The 17,467-nt window shown below is 41.3% G+C and carries 12 protein-coding genes; 7 read left to right on the forward strand and 5 right to left on the reverse strand.

Features of this window, described 5'->3' with window-relative positions; translation table 11 throughout:
* Positions 1–20 precede the first annotated feature (20 nt).
* From ftsA to Q8M41_RS04530, 4 genes are all read left to right on the forward strand, one after another.
* Positions 21–1,373 (forward strand): cell division protein FtsA, encoded by a 1,353-nt coding sequence (gene ftsA, locus Q8M41_RS04515; RefSeq protein ID WP_305364055.1) that lies wholly within the window; start codon positions 21–23, stop codon positions 1,371–1,373.
* A gap of 125 nt (positions 1,374–1,498) precedes the next feature.
* Positions 1,499–3,112 carry a cell division protein FtsZ gene (ftsZ, locus tag Q8M41_RS04520; RefSeq protein WP_305364056.1) on the forward strand — a complete coding sequence of 538 codons (1,614 nt, stop codon included), beginning with the start codon at positions 1,499–1,501 and terminating at the stop codon, positions 3,110–3,112.
* Between the two features lie 323 nt (positions 3,113–3,435).
* Entirely contained in the window at positions 3,436–4,677 is a 1,242-nt protein-coding gene (locus Q8M41_RS04525) for a pyridoxal phosphate-dependent aminotransferase family protein (RefSeq protein ID WP_305364057.1), read from the forward strand.
* 278 nt (positions 4,678–4,955) lie between these two features.
* Complete coding sequence (locus Q8M41_RS04530; protein WP_305364058.1) at positions 4,956–5,156, forward strand: histone H1; 201 nt, start codon at positions 4,956–4,958, stop codon at positions 5,154–5,156.
* 68 nt (positions 5,157–5,224) lie between these two features.
* Here the strand turns inward: Q8M41_RS04530 and dapA are convergent, their stop codons facing one another.
* Together dapA and ligA are read right to left on the reverse strand one after the other, a co-directional pair.
* Entirely contained in the window at positions 5,225–6,109 is an 885-nt protein-coding gene (gene dapA, locus Q8M41_RS04535) for a 4-hydroxy-tetrahydrodipicolinate synthase (RefSeq protein ID WP_305364059.1), read from the reverse strand.
* A gap of 93 nt (positions 6,110–6,202) precedes the next feature.
* Positions 6,203–8,215 (reverse strand): NAD-dependent DNA ligase LigA, encoded by a 2,013-nt coding sequence (gene ligA / locus Q8M41_RS04540; RefSeq protein ID WP_305364060.1) that lies wholly within the window; start codon positions 8,213–8,215, stop codon positions 6,203–6,205.
* Between the two features lie 200 nt (positions 8,216–8,415).
* Here ligA and dnaK point away from each other — a divergent pair, with 200 nt between their 5' ends.
* The 3 genes from dnaK to Q8M41_RS04555 all read left to right on the forward strand — a co-directional run bounded on the left by dnaK (position 8,416) and on the right by Q8M41_RS04555 (position 12,321).
* Positions 8,416–10,329, forward strand: a complete 1,914-nt coding sequence (gene dnaK, locus Q8M41_RS04545) for a molecular chaperone DnaK (RefSeq protein ID WP_305364061.1) — start codon at positions 8,416–8,418, stop codon at positions 10,327–10,329.
* A 175-nt stretch (positions 10,330–10,504) separates the two neighbouring features.
* Positions 10,505–11,674: a hypothetical protein gene (locus Q8M41_RS04550; protein ID WP_305364062.1), complete on the forward strand. Its 1,170-nt coding sequence runs from the start codon at positions 10,505–10,507 to the stop codon at positions 11,672–11,674.
* A 293-nt stretch (positions 11,675–11,967) separates the two neighbouring features.
* Positions 11,968–12,321, forward strand: coding sequence for a rhodanese-like domain-containing protein (locus Q8M41_RS04555; RefSeq protein ID WP_305364063.1), 354 nt, complete (start codon positions 11,968–11,970; stop codon positions 12,319–12,321).
* A 41-nt stretch (positions 12,322–12,362) separates the two neighbouring features.
* Here the strand turns inward: Q8M41_RS04555 and Q8M41_RS04560 are convergent, their stop codons facing one another.
* The 3 genes from Q8M41_RS04560 to Q8M41_RS04570 form a co-directional block, all read right to left on the reverse strand.
* Complete coding sequence (locus tag Q8M41_RS04560; protein ID WP_305364064.1) at positions 12,363–13,277, reverse strand: sugar phosphate nucleotidyltransferase; 915 nt, start codon at positions 13,275–13,277, stop codon at positions 12,363–12,365.
* Between the two features lie 75 nt (positions 13,278–13,352).
* The gene (locus Q8M41_RS04565) at positions 13,353–14,885 is read right to left on the reverse strand and encodes a helicase HerA-like domain-containing protein (RefSeq protein ID WP_305364065.1); all 1,533 of its coding nucleotides are present in this window, start codon (positions 14,883–14,885) and stop codon (positions 13,353–13,355) included.
* A 90-nt stretch (positions 14,886–14,975) separates the two neighbouring features.
* A complete protein-coding gene (locus Q8M41_RS04570) occupies positions 14,976–17,405 on the reverse strand; it encodes a prolyl oligopeptidase family serine peptidase (protein WP_305364066.1) in 2,430 nt (809 codons plus the stop codon).
* Between the last annotated feature and the right edge of the window lie 62 nt (positions 17,406–17,467).

Raw genomic sequence — 17,467 nt, forward strand, 5'->3', positions numbered from 1 at the left:
AAATTTTTAATACAAAGAATATGGATCAAATTAACTCAGCTTCAGCCAAAAATTCACCAATAGTTGTTGGTTTGGACATCGGTACAACTAAGATTTGTGTTACCGTTGGTCGCAGGAGCGAACATGGTAAAATCGAAGTTTTGGGTATGGGTAAAGCCGAATCTGCGGGAGTTACCCGTGGAGTAGTTTCCAATATTCAGAAAACCGTACAGGCAATCATACTTGCGGTTGAAGAAGCCAGTGCCCAATCAAATGTGGATGTTAAGATCGTCAATGTTGGGATTGCCGGGCAGCATATTAAGAGTCTTCAGCACCGCGGTATCCTGACCCGTAAAGAATTGAATACCGAAATCCAGCGTAAGGATATCGACAAGCTGATTGAGGACATGTACAAACTGGTGATGCCTCCGGGAGAGGAGATTATTCATGTATTGCCTCAGGAATTCACAGTAGATAATGAACCGGGGATAAAAGACCCTATCGGCATGGCAGGCGTTCGTCTGGAAGCTAATTTTCACATCATTTCAGGTCATGTTAGCGCGGTTAAGAATATTTTGAAATGTGTTGGGAATGCCGGGCTTGAAACGCAGGAACTGATACTTGAACCACTAGCATCATCTGAGTCGGTGCTGAGCGATGAGGAAAAAGAAGCGGGAGTGGTTCTGGTAGATATCGGTGGTGGTACTACCGACCTGGCTATATTCCATGAAGGAATTATCCGTCATACAGCGGTAATTCCATTCGGGGGCAATAGTGTTACAGAAGATATCCGCGAGGGCTGTTCGGTAATGCGTAATCAGGCTGAGTTATTGAAAACCCGTTTTGGCTCAGCTCTTGCTGAGGAAAACAAGGAGAATGAAATTATCTGTGTTCCGGGCCTTCGCGGCAGGGAGCCTAAAGAGATATCTGTAAAAAATCTTGCTTATGTGATTCAGGCGAGAATGGAAGAGATTATTGAACATGTTTATTATGAGATCAAATCCTCAGGATATGAGAAGAAGCTGATTGCCGGAATCGTGATTACAGGTGGTGGGGCTCAATTGAAGCATTTACCTCAACTGGTTGAATTTGTAACCGGTCTTGATAGCCGCATCGGATATCCTAACGAACATTTGGCGAAGAATGATGTGCTTCCTAAAAATGTTTATGATGAACTAAAAAGTCCAATGTATGCAACAGGTATTGGTCTGCTGATCAAGGGGATACAGAAGGCTGAACTGGTCGAAGAATCAGTAGTGTCGGTTGATGCTCCTGTTGAAAAAGCCAAGGCAATTCAGAAACCGAAAAAAGGACAGGGAATGTTTGAATGGATATTGCAGTCGAGCACCAAATTCATCAAGGATGATATCAAGGATGAGGATTATACAAATTAATTTTCCACAATAGCGGAGTTTCCCACAATCGCATGATTAAGGAAAAGCACCGTTGAAATTTGGCTAGTTTTACAGTGTAAACTGTCTAAGAATGAACAAGATTTACCCAACTGATAATTAAGAATATGCAGTTTGAAATGTTAAAAGAAAAGTCATCGATCATCAAAGTAATTGGTGTTGGTGGCGGCGGCGGTAATGCTGTAAACCATATGTACCGCCAGGGAATCACAGGTGTTGATTTCATAATTTGTAATACTGATGCGCAGGCTCTTGAACTCAGTCCTATACCCAATAAAGTTCAGTTAGGCGCAAGCTTAACAGAAGGAATGGGTGCAGGATCAATCCCTGAGGTTGGAAAGAACTCTGCCATTGAAAATATTGATGATATTAAGCGGATGCTTGGTACCAATACCAAAATGCTCTTCATTACTGCCGGAATGGGCGGTGGTACTGGAACCGGGGCAAGCCCGATCATTGCCAAGGCAGCCAAAGAAATGGACATTCTAACCGTAGGTATCATTACTACCCCATTCTCATTTGAAGGAAAGCGCAGAAAGAATCAGGCAGAGGAAGGTTTAGAAGAGTTTAAAAAGTATGTAGATTCTTATCTGGTTATTTCAAACGATCGTTTGCGTGAAATCTTTGGGAATCTTACTCTGGGCTCTGCATTTGCACAGGCTGATAATATTTTAACAACTGCTGCCAAGGGTATAGCCGAGATCATCACTATTCCCGGATATATAAACGTTGACTTTAAAGATGTGCGCACCGTAATGAAAGAGAGCGGTGTGGCCATCATGGGAAGTTATGCTGCTGAAGGTGAGAACCGCGCATTGAGAGCAGTGGAAGGTGCTTTGGCATCTCCATTACTTAAGGACAATGAAATTGAAGGTGCCCGTTATATCCTTTTGAATATCAGCTCAGGAGATAAGGAGGTGACTATGGATGAAGTGAGTATCATTACTGATTTCATACAGCAGGAAGCCGGACTTGCAGCAGATCTGATCTGGGGTAACTGTACAGATGAAGGTCTTGGTGAAAAAATTTCGGTGACTATTATTGCCACAGGATTTCAAACAAGGGAAGAGCGTGAGGTTGAAAAGAGCCAGGTGCGTAAAGTATCCCTTCTGACTCCCGAGCAGGCACCATTGGTGAAGCCTGTACAGGAAAACACCTTCCTGGAAGTTAAAAATGAAGAATTAAATGTTCCTGTACTTAAAACCAGGGAAGAAAGTCAGGTTGATCTTTTTGCTGGCTACTTTCAAAGTGCTCCAAAAGTAGAGGAGGAGCGGGTAGAGGATACTGATCTTATTCGCCATACTTTGAGTGATGAAGTTCCAGTTACTCAGGAAACAGCTCCGGTTGAACCATCCTATGAATTTGAGATCAGAACCGAGGAGATCAGGGTAGAAGTTGAACCGATTGCTGAAATTGAGGAAGAAGAAATCCCTGAGTTGATGTTCAATCCTGATGAAAATAAGACAGATGAATCGATAGAAGAACAATTGCGTAAGTCGAAAGAAAGAATTCTTCGCTTGAAAGACCTGAGTATGAAATTGCGTACAACCAATGGATTGCAGGAGCTTGAGAACGAACCGGCTTATAAGCGTAAGCAAATGTCCCTTCCTGATGTTCCTCATTCTTCAGAGTCTCAGGTATCCCGTTTTACGCTGAGCGTGGAGGAGGGAATTACGGAGATCAGGCCTAATAATTCATTTTTACACGATAACGTTGATTGAGTATTGAGTATTGAGTATTGAGTATTGAGTATTGAGTATTGAGTATTCAGACGTGAGGGTAATACTTCATTTCATATTTAGTACTATTTACAGAGAACTGATAACAGTTAACAGATAACCAACACAAAAGACAGGCCAATTCCTGTCTTTTTCTATTAAATCCGGGACCAGGTTGAACCTGAATCAGGAAGTAGAATCCTGTTCTATTATCTCAGATCTCAGATCTCAGATCTCAGATTTCATATCTCTCATCTAATATTGTGAATCAGCTTGCTAAATATTAACTTTGCCCCAAATAGACGCTAACAATAAAATTATACCAATTGGATTTATTTGATAAAATTTCGAAAAATATGGGACCTCTGGGCCAGCACCAGAAAATGGCCCATGGTTATTTCTCCTTCCCTAAACTAGAAGGTGAGATAGGTTCGCATATGATGTTTAGAGGTAAAGAGCACCTGATTTGGAGTTTGAATAATTACCTTGGACTTGCCAATCATCCGGAAGTTCGTAAAGCCGACACAGACGCAACTGCAGAGTACGGACTTGCTTACCCGATGGGTGCGCGTATGATGTCAGGTAATTCTAATCATCATGAAGCACTTGAAAGAGAACTTGCAGAATTTGTAGGAAAGCAGGATTCATTCTTATTGAATTATGGCTACCAGGGAATCATGTCGGCAATTGATGCTTTGATCGACAGACATGATGTTATCGTTTATGATGCCGAATCGCATGCATGTATTATTGATGGGGTTCGTCTTCATCAGGGGAAACGTTTTGTTTATACCCATAATGATATGGAAAGCCTTGAAAAGCAGCTTGAAAGAGCAACCAGATGGGTTGCAAATACAGGTGGTGCTATCCTGGTGATTACAGAAGGAGTTTTCGGTATGTCGGGTGCACAGGGAAAACTGAAAGATATAGTAGATCTGAAATCGAAATTCAATTTCCGTCTTTTAATTGATGATGCACATGGTTTTGGAACAATGGGTCCAACCGGTGCCGGAACTCATGAAGAGCAGGGTTGTATTGAAGGGGTGGATATATATTTCGGAACCTTTGCGAAGTCGATGGCGGGAATAGGTGCATTCATCGCATCAACAGAAGAGATCACTAATTTCCTTCGTTACAACATGCGTTCGCAGACTTTTGCGAAGTCATTACCAATGCCAATGGTAATCGGTTTAAGGAAAAGACTTGAATTGTTGAAGAGCAAACCCGAGTTGAGAGAGAAATTATGGTTCATTGCTACCAGCCTGCAAAATGGTCTCAAGCAAAGAGGATTTAATATTGGAGTCACTAATACCATGGTAACTCCTGTTTTCCTTCAGGGCGAGCTTCAGGAAGCTACAGCCATCACTATGGACCTGAGAGAGAACTATGGTATCTTCTGTTCAATTGTTATGTATCCGGTTATACCAAAGGGTTTGATTATGTTGCGTCTTATTCCAACAGCATTGCATACTATTGAAGATGTGAACCGTACACTTGATGCTTATAGTGAACTTGCTGAAAAATTGAAAAAGGGACATTATAAAGAGAAGAGCACTGTCGGAGCATAATCTCTACCCCGGCTTTGAGCTACCTTGGTTTCCAATAATAAAAAATGCCCTTAGATAGCTTCTAAGGGCATTTTTATTTCAAATTGATTTGTAAACGATTGAATAATAAGGAATTAATATTTCAAAATGTGTAAATATTGTGCATAACTGCTTAAAATGTGGAAAAAAACGCTGGAAACGCATGGTTTTATTTATTTTAACTGTTCTTTATATGAAAAAAACATTTTACATTAGCTTATAGTAAACAACACTAACCTCAAAACTAAAGGAGTAAAAACATGAAAAAATTCACTGAAGCAAAAAATTTATTCGAATCCCTGGAAGCGGATGCTGAGAAGTTCTACAGTAAGGCTAACAGCGCTGCTGGTACTCGCGTAAGAAAAGGAATGCAAGATTTAAAGAACCTGGCTCAGGCTATTCGTCTTGAGGTTCAGACTATGAAGAACAAGGAAGCGGCAAAATCTGCTAAGAAAAAATAATTTTGCAATTCAAACAAAAAAGGCCATGCTATTAAAAGCAGGGCTTTTTTTGTTAAATATGATTTGACCTAAAGCAGGTTTAATAACTCCAGTTGGGCTTTGATTTGGTTCTCAGTTGCTTCACTTATTTTAACCAAAGGCAGTCTCATGTGATCCTCGCAAATTCCCATCATATTCATTGCTGATTTTACACCTCCAGGGTTACCTTCGGTAAAGCATAAGGATGTAAATTCAGTCAGACTGTGATGCAAGGGTTGTGCTTCAATAAATTTTCCATCCAGGCACATCCGAACCATGGTAGAAAATATGCCCGGCAAAGCATTCCCAATCACAGAAATAACACCGACTGCTCCCATAGAGATCAATGGTAAAGCAATGGCATCATCTCCCGATATGAAAAGGAAGTCCTCAGGCTTATCCTTGATGATTTTATTAAACTGATCAAAACTGCCGGAGGCCTCTTTCATTGCGATGATATTTTTGCAATCATGAGCAAGCCTGAGGGTGGTTTCTGCACTCATATTCACCCCGGTTCTTCCCGGAACATTATAGAGAATAATTGGCAGCAGGCTTTCTTCAGCAATTGCTTTATAATGCTGATAGATCCCTTCCTGCGTAGGTTTATTATAATATGGACAAACAGAAAGAATCGCGTCAAATCCCTTTGCGTCAAATTTCTTAAGATCATTCAATACTTCAGAGGTATTATTACCTCCAATCCCGGCTACCAGTGGTACCCTTCCGTTCACATGTGAGATCGTGGTATCCCAAACCGCCCGTTTCTCTTCACTGTTAAGTGTTGCTGATTCACCGGTTGTTCCCAATGAAACAATGTACTCGACACCACCATTTATCATATGGTCGATCACAGTTTTGAGAGCGGCATGGTCAACAGACCGATCTGCCTTAAATGGAGTAATAATGGCTACTCCTGTTCCATGAAATTTGTTCATTATACTATATTTATCCGATAGAAACTCCGCTAATTTAAGCGGAATGGCTCAATATTAAAACGATTTTGCGAATATTAGGCTATTATCGCAAAATTATTGCAGCATTTCGACTAATTCCTGGTCTGAAATAATGGGGATCTGAAGCTTTATAGCTTTCTCAAGTTTAGATGGCCCCATATTATCACCCGCGACAAGATAATTTAATTTAGCAGAGATACTGCTTAAAGTTTTACCGCCATTTGCTTCAATAAGGTCTTTCAATTCATCCCGGCTGTATTTCTCAAACACGCCGGAAATGATGAATGATTTGCCTTCCAGCTTATTACTGGCAAGTTCAATTGTATTCTGAACAGACTCGAACTGAAGTCCATGCATTCGCAGGGCATTGATCTGTTCCTTATGACGGGCTTCTTTAAAATATTCGATGATGCTTTCGGCGATTCGTTCTCCAATCTCATCAACAGAAATAAGTTCATCATAACTGGCATTCATCAGACTGTCAATGTCTTTGAAATGTGCTGCGATTTTTTTTGCTACGGTTTCGCCAACATAGCGTATCCCAAGTCCGAAAAGTACTTTTTCGAAGGGCATCTGCTTGGATTTTTCAATCCCATCGAGCATATTCCTGATTGACCGCTCCCCAAAACGATCAATCTCTTTAAGCTGATCTTCTTTCTCATGAAGCAGGTAGAGATCGGAGATGTGTTCAATAAATCCCTTTCTGTAAAAGGCTTCAATTGTCTCATGCCCTAAACCTTCTATATTCATGGCCTTGCGACTAATAAAATGCTGCATTTTACCAACTATCTGTGGTGGACAGCCCTCATCATTCGGACAATAGTGAACGGCTTCCCCTTCTTTTCTAAGGAGATTACTTCCGCATTCCGGACAAATATCCGGATAGCTGATTTTCAAGGCATTCTGGCTTCGTTTTGAGGTGTTTACAGCAATGATCTTTGGAATGATTTCCCCTCCCTTTTCGACAAGAACTGTATCACCTTCATGAAGATCAAGGCGTTTAATTTCATTAGCATTATGCAATGTAGCCCGTTTTACGGTGGTGCCAGCAAGAAGAACCGGTTTCAGGTTCGCAACAGGCGTTACTGCACCGGTACGACCAACCTGATAAGTAACTTTTTCAAGTATGGTTTCTACTTCCTGTGCTTTGTATTTATAAGAGATTGCCCATCGGGGAGATTTTGCGGTAAAGCCTAATTCCTGCTGCTGACTGTAATTATTTACTTTAATCACAATCCCGTCGATGTCATAACTTAAACCGAACCTTTTCTCATCCCAGTAATGGATAAATTCGAGCACATCTTCAATGTTACTGCACAACTTGCTATGTTCACACACATGAAAGCCTAATTTTTTAACGGCTTCCAGACTTTCCCAATGGGTATTGTAAATAAGTTTATCGGCGTAAAGGAAGTATAAAAAGCAATCTAAGGGGCGTTTGGCCACCTCGCTTGAATCCTGCATTTTCAATGTTCCGGAGGCAAAATTTCTTGGGTTAGCATAAGGGACTTCATTGTTTTCAATGCGTTCATTATTTAGCCTGTCGAATGCTGCACGGTGCATGAAAACTTCTCCCCGGATATCGAAAGCCTGAGGAAACCCGCTTCCTTTGATCGATTTTGGAATGCTTTGGATGGTTCTGGCATTATTGGTCACATCATCCCCCTGTGTCCCATCGCCGCGGGTAACTGCTCTGATCAGCTTGCCATTTTCATAGCTGAGGCTGATTGAAAGTCCGTCGAACTTCAGCTCACAAACGTATTCAAAATTGCTGCCAATAGCTTTTCGAACCCGCTCGTCAAAATCTTTCAGATCCTGCTCATTATAAGTGTTACCAAGCGATAGCATGGGCCATTTATGTTTTACAGTCTGAAACTCTTTGGTTATGTCGCCACCAACCTTTCTGGTCGGTGATTCTGGATCCAGGTATTCCGGGTATTCTTTCTCAAGCGCTGTCAGTTCCTCCAGCTTTTTGTCGAATTCAAAATCAGAAATTACAGGCTGAGCCAGTACATAATACTTGTAATTATGCTCATTAAGCTCTTTGACAAGGCTTTCAATGCGTTCTTTAATTTCGAAAAGTGACATGAAGCGAAGATAATTTATTCAATTGACAATTGACAACTATCAATTCTCAACTCTCAACTAAATCTGCCATCCTGTCATTTCCAAAAACCCTGTTTTTGCAGCCTTGGAGAATATAATACTGTCAATTCGGGTTATAGATCATTTGGCACAAGGCTTGATAATTAGACATTAATAAACTGTAACAAATTAAGATTTAATATATGGCAAAGATAATTGGTATAGACTTAGGAACTACAAATTCATGCGTATCAGTAATGGAGGGTAATGAGCCTGTAGTTATTCCAAACAGTGAAGGTAAGCGTACTACCCCTTCAATTGTAGCATTCATAGATAATGGAGAGCGTAAGGTAGGGGATCCGGCAAAACGCCAGGCGATAACAAACCCAACAAAAACCATTTCTTCGATCAAACGATTTATGGGTAATAGCTTTGGTGAGGTAACAAATGAAATTACAAGAGTACCATATCAGGTAGTAAAGGGTGATAATAATACACCACGTGTAAAAATTGACGATCGTTTATACACTCCACAGGAGATATCAGCGATGATTCTTCAAAAAATGAAGAAAACTGCTGAAGACTTTTTGGGTCATGAGGTAAATGAAGCGGTAATTACTGTTCCTGCATATTTTAATGATGCTCAGCGTCAGGCAACCAAGGAAGCCGGAGAGATTGCGGGATTAAAAGTATCCCGTATCATTAACGAGCCTACTGCAGCAGCACTGGCTTATGGTCTGGATAAGGCTCATAAGGATATGAAGATTGCTGTATTCGATTGCGGTGGTGGTACACATGACGTTTCTATCCTTGAATTGGGTGATGGTGTATTCGAAGTAAAATCTACCGATGGTGATACTCACCTGGGTGGTGATGACTTTGATGCAGTGATTATCGACTGGATGGCGGATGAATTTAAGAGTGATGAAGGTATAGATCTGCGTAAAGATCCTATGGCTTTACAACGTTTGAAAGAAGCTGCAGAGAAAGCTAAAATTGAATTATCAAGTGCTACGCAGACAGAGATAAATCTGCCGTACATTTCGGCTGGTGATGGTATGCCTAAGCACCTTGTTAAGTCATTAACCCGTGCAAAATTCGAACAACTGGCTGACAGCCTGATCAAGCGTACGATAGATCCTTGTAAAAAAGCACTTAAGAACGCTGGTTTAAGCACATCAGATATTGATGAAATCATATTGGTTGGTGGTTCCACCCGTATTCCTGCGATTCAGGAAGCAGTAAAAGCCTTCTTTGGAAAAGAGCCTTCAAAAGGTGTCAATCCGGATGAGGTCGTTGCAATCGGTGCTGCAATACAAGGTGGTGTTTTGACCGGAGAGGTTAAAGATGTATTGCTGCTTGACGTAACCCCGCTTTCATTAGGTATCGAAACTATGGGTGGTGTAATGACCAAACTGATCGAAGCAAATACAACTATCCCTTCGAAAAAATCTGAAGTGTTCTCTACAGCTTCTGATAATCAGCCTTCTGTTGAGATTCATATCCTGCAGGGTGAACGCCCAATGGCTAATCAGAACAGAACGATCGGACGTTTCCACCTGGATGGTATTCCACCTTCACCACGTGGTATTCCACAGATCGAGGTAACTTTTGATATTGATGCTAACGGTATCTTACACGTAGCCGCAAAAGATAAAGCAACCAATAAAGAGCAGAAAATCCGTATTGAGGCTTCTTCAGGTTTGACCGATGAAGAGATCAAGAAAATGAAAGATGAGGCAGAAGCTAATGCTGAGTCAGATAAGAAAGCACGCGAAGAAGTCGATAAACTGAATGCTGCTGATGCATTGATCTTCTCTACAGAGAAACAACTCAAAGAGTATGGGGATAAATTAGCGGATGATAAAAAAGCCCCCATTGAAGAAGGTTTGAAAAAATTGAAGGATGCACATGCTGCTAAAGATTTCGCATCGATTGATACTGCTCAGGCAGAACTTCAAACAGCATGGAATGCTGCATCAGAAGAGATGTACAAAGCTTCTCAGGAAGCCGGTGCAGGTCAGGATGCTCCTCAGGGTGATGCTTCAGCTCAGGATGCAGGTGATCATGTCACTGATGTAGACTTTGAAGAAGTAAAAGAAGACGATAAGAAGTAAGATAATTTCTTCTGAAATACAAAGGCTGTTTCCGTATGGAGGCAGCCTTTTTTAGTATAGGGTATGAGTATAGAGTATAGAGTATAGAGTATAGAGTATTGAGTATAGAGTATTGAGAATCAAGAACCAGAAATCAAGACAAGACGGAAAATTATTCGCTACTCAACAATTTTAATTGTCAACTATCAATTATCAACTATCAATTGAACAAACAACATTTTCAATCCCAATTCGTTCATTTAAAGTGAAAAACCACCCGGCATTTTTAGTCATCCTGCTGCTTGTAAGTATGTTGTTTACTTCCTTAGCCGGTTTTGCCCAGCCCGGACAGATACAGCTTAAGACTGAGAAAGTTTTAAATGGGAATTGGGATTATTATATCGCTAATGTAATAGATGCCCGTCCCCCGGGACAGGTATTTGCCACTTTATGGTATAAAGATGGAAGCGGGAAGATGAAAAGCTATCCTTCAGATATTATTGGGGGTAATAAGAATGCCCTTTCTAATTTTCTGATCAATGGATTGCCCCGGAATACCGAAGGAGTGCCGATTAATATCCGCATTCTTGATTGCTTAGTCAGGGAAAACAATGATGGTACTCATGTTTCAGGCCAGGTGACATTAAAAGTTCAGTTTGAACTGGAAAAAGACTGGGGAACCCAGCCACTGACCACCTACAGTATGAACTTGAAATATACCCGTTCAATTCATAATTTGGAATATATTGAACCGGCATTACGAAAGGTTCTTGGAAATAATTTGAAGTATATCCATAACTGGATGAAGAAGGAGTCGGCGACAAATATTTTACTTGCCAAAGGACTGAAACTTTCATTTCGAAATTATAGTGAGCAGGATGCGGATACTGTTTATTATCAAAAAGCCAAATCATTGAGCTTTAATGACTTTCAGGCAAAGCCTCCTCAGAATACCAGATTTCAGGCGGCTATTTTTCCATCTTTCGGCTATGATATGCAGCGTGAACTTAAAGGTGGACTCATTCAGGTTCAGATAGTTCTTAAAGTTTATATGATTAGAAGTGCTTCATGGGCATTTCCTATGATAAAGAGTACTTATAGTCTTAATCATGAACAGCGACATTTCGATCTGGTTAAAATAATTTCGGAGCGGTTTAAGGCGAAGCTGCTTTCAGAAAAGCTAAATCCTGATAATTATGAGGGAATCATCAACTTTGAATATCTTGAATCCTACCGCGAGATGAACCGCTTACAGCAGAAGTATGATCAGGAAACCAATCACGGAATTAACAAGGCTAAGCAGGATGAATGGAGCCGCTGGATTGATGCACAGCTTAATGCAAGGCTTATTGCCGGGACGGATTGATTAGGAAATCCCTGAATGATATGGACATTTTGTAAATTCAATCCGGGAGTTTAAGCTGAATTTTAAATGCTTATCTTTAGTATACAATTGGTTCTATGAATAATTCAAGCCTCTTTTTTCGAGATTTAAGCGTTTTGCTGACCCTTATTATTGCTATTGGATGCCTCAGTTTTACTTCGTCCACCACATCATTCTCTATTAAGGACGAATATTCCTGCACCCCCTGCGGCCAGTCTTGTGATAAGGAAGTTTACTCTGCACATGGCATCTGTTCACATTGCAAAATGCCCCTGGTGAAAAAGTCTACAATAAATTTTAAAACTATTGAACCATCGGAAATTTGCAATTACATCAGTAGAAATCCTAAAGTGATTTTGCTGGATGTTCGTACGAAAGATGAATTTGAAGGTAGGGCAGAGCCCAGGTTGGGGAGATTAAAGAATGCAATAAATCTGCCAATACAGGAGCTCGAGGCAAAGATTGCTTTACTGGCCGCTTATAAAGAAAAAGAGATCATTGTTTATTGCTCACGCAGCCATAGAAGCCCGAGGGCAAGTTATATTCTTATGCAGAATGGGTTTAAAAAGGTGACCAATATGGCTGGGGGTATGAGTGTGATGAGGGATAATTCCTGTAAAGTTCAATAAAAAATTGTCCCCCTCCGTTTATCAGAAGGGGACGAAAGCTTTTAAGCCCACAAATTACCCGGATATTCACCTTCAGCAACCAGCCTGTCAATACATTCCTGTACAATTGGCTTATCTTCTGCGTATGTTACACCAAACCATTGGTTTTGTGTCGGGATAACTTTAAAACTTGCCTGGTGGTTTCTGATTAGCTTTTCAGCGGCAAGCGGAATGAAAAATTCAGCTTTGGGATTATCAGTATTTGCAAGAGCAAACTCTTTGAAAATACCGGAAGATAATTCGAATATTTTTGGTGTAAAGCCCCAGAAATTCATAGAAACCCTTGAATTTGATCTTATCGGATACTCACGGCCTTCTTCTTCAAAAACGATGTTTTTGTTACCGGCCTCATCGGGTTTAAAATATACTTTGATACGTTCATGAATTTCAGCCAGGTTACCATCTGCATCCACTTCGCATACTCCCCTAGAGACATATCCATGTTCTGAAAGTGTCTTGTCGATTTGGAATCCGATCATAGAAAACTGAGTATCAGAAACACCATCATTTAGGAAATCACACATTTTCTGATAAGACTCACTGCCATAAAAATCATCAGCATTAATCACGCAAAAGGGCTCCTTAACAGCATCTCTTGCCGCTAAAACAGCATGGGCCGTACCCCATGGTTTTGATCTTTCAATTTCAATATCGACGCCGAAAGGTTTCAGGTCAAAAGTCTGGAAAACATAATCTGTTTCTATCTTTCCATTTAATTTTGGTTCAAAAATACTTTTGAAATTCTCTGCAAACTCCTCCTTTATGACAAAAACTACTTTACCAAAGCCTGCTTTTATCGCATCGTAAATAGAGTATTCAATTATGGTCTCTCCATTTGGTCCGAATCCATCGGTTTGCTTCATACTGCCATATCGGCTTGCCATTCCTGCTGCCAGGATCACTAAAGTAGGTTTCATGCTTGTATTTGAGTGTAAATTTGATCTTGTTTGGTTTAACCTTGATTTCTACAAAGATAAACGATTTATCTGTCCTTAATATCTTATGCGGGGTTTTTTGCCGGTCAGCATTCCGAACAAGCCTCTTACAATGGCTGTTCCGATTTGCCGGGTAATCGGAGCATTGATCACCTTCTCGAAGGTACTTTTCTCTGCTCTCGAACTCGGTCTGTTTTCTATTTCCTGCTCTTTTACTTCTTCATCCGCCGCCATTTTTTCGTTGATACGTTGGGTCAGAATGTCATGAGCACTGATTGGGTCGATCACTTCCTGATACTTTTGATAAAGTGAGCTCGATTGCATCAGGGTATCACAATCTGCTTCAGACATCGGTCCCATGATTGCTCTTGGAGGAATTAAATGTGTCGCAACCACCTCTGTTGGGATCCCCTTTTCATTCAACACAGTAATTAATGCCTGACCTGTACCTAGAGAGGTAAGAACCCGGTCTATTTCATAAAATTCGGATCGGGGATAGGTGTTTACTGTTTTTTTCAAAGCCTCAACATCATTCGGAGTAAATGCTCTTAGGGCATGCTGAACTCTGTTTCCAAGCTGTCCAAGTATAGTATCTGGAACATCCATCGGACTTTGGGTACAAAAAAACACGCCAATACCTTTTGAACGAATCAGTCGGATGATCGTTTCTATCTGCTCAAGGAACGCCTTTTGCGAATCTTTGAACAGCAGGTGTGCTTCATCAAAAAAGAAAACCAGTTTGGGTTTCTCAATATCACCGGCTTCGGGCATTGTATAAAAGATTTCGGCCAGCAGACTTAACAGAAAGGTTGAAAATAGAACCGGCTGATTCTGTACGTCTGAAATGTTTAGGAGACTGATTACTCCTTTACCATCTACGCGACTGAACATATCCTGTATATCAAATGATTTTTCCCCGAATATCTGTGCCAGTCCCTGCTGTTCTATAGTAACTATTTTCCGGAGTATTGTCCCTGAAGTAGATCCCGAAATACTGCCATAGCTCTCTTTAATTTCGGCCGCTCCGGGTCCGCTGGAAAGGTAAGAGATTACCTTTTTCAGGTCGTCGAGATCAACCAACTGAAGCTTATTATCATCGGCATATTTGAAGATGACTGCCATCACTCCCGACTGGGTTTCATTCAGCCCCAGAATTTTCGATAGGAGCACCGGGCCAAATTCAAGCACACTTGCACGCATCTGGGCACCCTTCTTTCCGGATAATGAATATAGCTCGACAGGGAATCCTGATGGACTGTAGGTAATATTCAGTGCTGTTGCTCTTTCTTCAATTTTTGGATTTGTAAATCCCGCTTGATTCAAACCCGAGAGGTCTCCTTTTACATCCAGCATGAAAACCGGAACCCCGGCATCAGAAAGCTGTTCTGCAATCAGTTGAAGCGTCCGGGTTTTTCCTGTACCGGTAGCACCTGCTATCAGGCCGTGGCGATTCATCATTTTTAAGGAAAGATTCACCTCTGCGCCAGCAATAATTTCGCCGTCAAGTATACCGGCCCCTAAATAAATACTCTCTCCTTTAGCGGTATAAGATGTCTTTATTTTCTCTGTAAAATTGGAAACTCTATCCATACAATTGAATTAAACCGGTTTGAATAACGAATTGAGTTAAACCCTGACCAAATACTAAATTAAATTAAAATGTACAATTGAGGATGAGAATTATTTATTCTTTACATATTTCTCAAGCCATCTGTCCATTTCCCAGAGCATGTGCATTAATGATTCTTTGGCCTGGTAAGCATGCGACTCGGATGGTAAAAGTACCAGACGGGCAGTGGCACCGTGCCCTTTTAATGCGGTATAAAATCGCTCACTTTGCATAGGGTAAGTCCCTGTATTATTGTCTGCCTGCCCATGGATAAGCAGAATAGGGGTTTTAATCTTATCGGCATAGGCAAATGGCGACATTCGCGTATAAACTGCCGGTGCCTGCCAGAAAGTACGCTCTTCGGTTTGAAATCCAAATGGAGTCAGACTGCGGTTGTAGGCCCCGCTTCGCGCAATGCCGGCTGCAAAAAGGTCGGTATGGGCTAAAAGATTGGCTGTCATGAATGCACCATAGGAGTGGCCACCGATTGCAATCCGTTTCCGGTCGGCAACCCCCATATCCACCAGATGGTTAATCGCAGCTTCTGCGTTGTACCTGATCTGTTCTACAAATGTATCGTTGGGTTCTGTATTACTTTCACCGACTACAGGCATATCAGCATTGTCGAGAACGGCATATCCCCTGGTTACCCAGTAAACAGGCGAAGCTTTACTAATGATACTGAATTTATGAGGCGAACCTTTGGTCTGGCCGGCTGCTGCTGCAGTCTTGAATTCTCTTGGGTAGGCCCAAATGAGTACCGGAAGAGCCGGATCACCTGTTTTGAATCCTGCAGGCAGGTACAGTGTTCCCCCTAAAGTAATTCCATCCAGTCTTTTATAGCTTATCTGCTGCTTTTTAACACCATTAAGTTCAGGGTATGGATCTGTGAAATTAGTTAAGCGGGTATAGCTTTTATCCTCAAGATTGATCCTGTAATAATTCTGAACCGAGTCGCCGGATTCCCGGCTATTGATCATAAATTTTCCATTGCTGAAAAATACCGGCCGCTCATAATAAGGAGAAGCTGATCGGAATAAGGTGTCCATCAGCTTAGTCTTGATATTGAACTTTTGAAGGAATGGACGATCACCTTCGGGTGAAGCGCCATCACTGATGGTGAAAATATTGACATTGTCGGGATCACTGATTCGTTTCAGTGCATTGAACTCAGTCAGAAGTACATTTCTATTAAACTCATTTTTTTGAGTTAAGATCACTCCGGGGTCAGTATATCCATCCTCAAAATAGCGGTCATAAAGATTAACCCTGAAGTTTACATTGGAAGGTTTAATGAATGATCTTCTTTCAAAACGGGTTTTCCACCAGCGCTCGGTCAGTATCGCTACTTTATCATCACCCCATACAATCGAATTGAAACGAAAATAGCATTCCGCAAGTTTAAGCGGGTATTGGTTGAATGGAGCGGGCTGTGTGTAAACAATATCACGAATTGTTGCCTGCTGCGCCGGATTACCATTGTCAAGGGCCTCAACCCAGTAAAGGACTGATCCCTTATCTGCCCGCCAGCCGAAAGCTCTTGGTCCTTTGGGAACTCCGTCAAATCCGGCGGGAATATTCTCTGCCAGAGGTGCTTCATGAAGTTTTTTGATCAGCTTTCCTTCTTCGTCATATATTGAAGTTGTAAAAGGGAAAGCACTTATCGGAACCTGATAGGAGTAGGGACGGGTTATGTTCGCCATTAATAAAAATTCCCCATCAGGTGAATATTCCATCGAGCGAATGATGGCGGGCTGTAGAAAATTGGCTGACTGCCCTTGCAGATTAACCTGTTTTAACTGCGATGTGAAGTAATGATCAAAAAGTTTTTCATCATAGGGATTTTTCAAAAGATCCTGATAGGTTGGAACAGGGGCTGATTTGCCGGTATTTTCCTGAATTAAAGGTTCTTCAGGACTTATATTTTGTGCAGATACAGCAGATCTTCCATCGGGAATGAATTTGGCAAGAATGCTTTTCCCGTCAGGGTTCCAGATAAAGCTATTACCGTAAGTATTATTTATATAAAAGATACTTAATCGATTTGCCTGAAGGGATTTCAGATCAGCCACCCATAATTCGATACCCTTTGCCCCATTGTGTAAAAAGGCAATCTTACTTTCATCAGGAGACCAGGTAATTCCCGAAAGTCGGGGTTCATTTGGGAGTCCGTTAAGGGTGTATTCGGTTCCTGAACTTACGGCAATGATTTTTATGCCCTTGTAAGCAGCGCTGCGGCTTTGTCCGTTGTTGGTGGGATTTATTCGCTGTCCTGCAAGGCGTAGCTCGGCCTGAGATAATTCTGCAATAGAAGGAAGATCCTCCATTTCAAGTAAAAGCATCCATTCTCCATCTGAGCTGACCCTAACAACCGGGCTCACAGCCGACTCAAATAAACTGAGAATTGGCGGAGGAGGCTTTTGATAACCCTGAATATCCTGCGCTGAAGCAAAACTGCAAATTAGCGTTAATGCTGTCAGAAGGATGGTGGTTCTTTTCATATACTTTAGTTGTCAGTTGGTTAGTTGTTGGTTGGTTAGCAATTTATTGGTTCATTTAAAAA

The sequence above is a fragment of the Daejeonella sp. genome, assembly GCF_030684675.1.
Classification (GTDB): Bacteria; Bacteroidota; Bacteroidia; order Sphingobacteriales; family Sphingobacteriaceae; genus Daejeonella.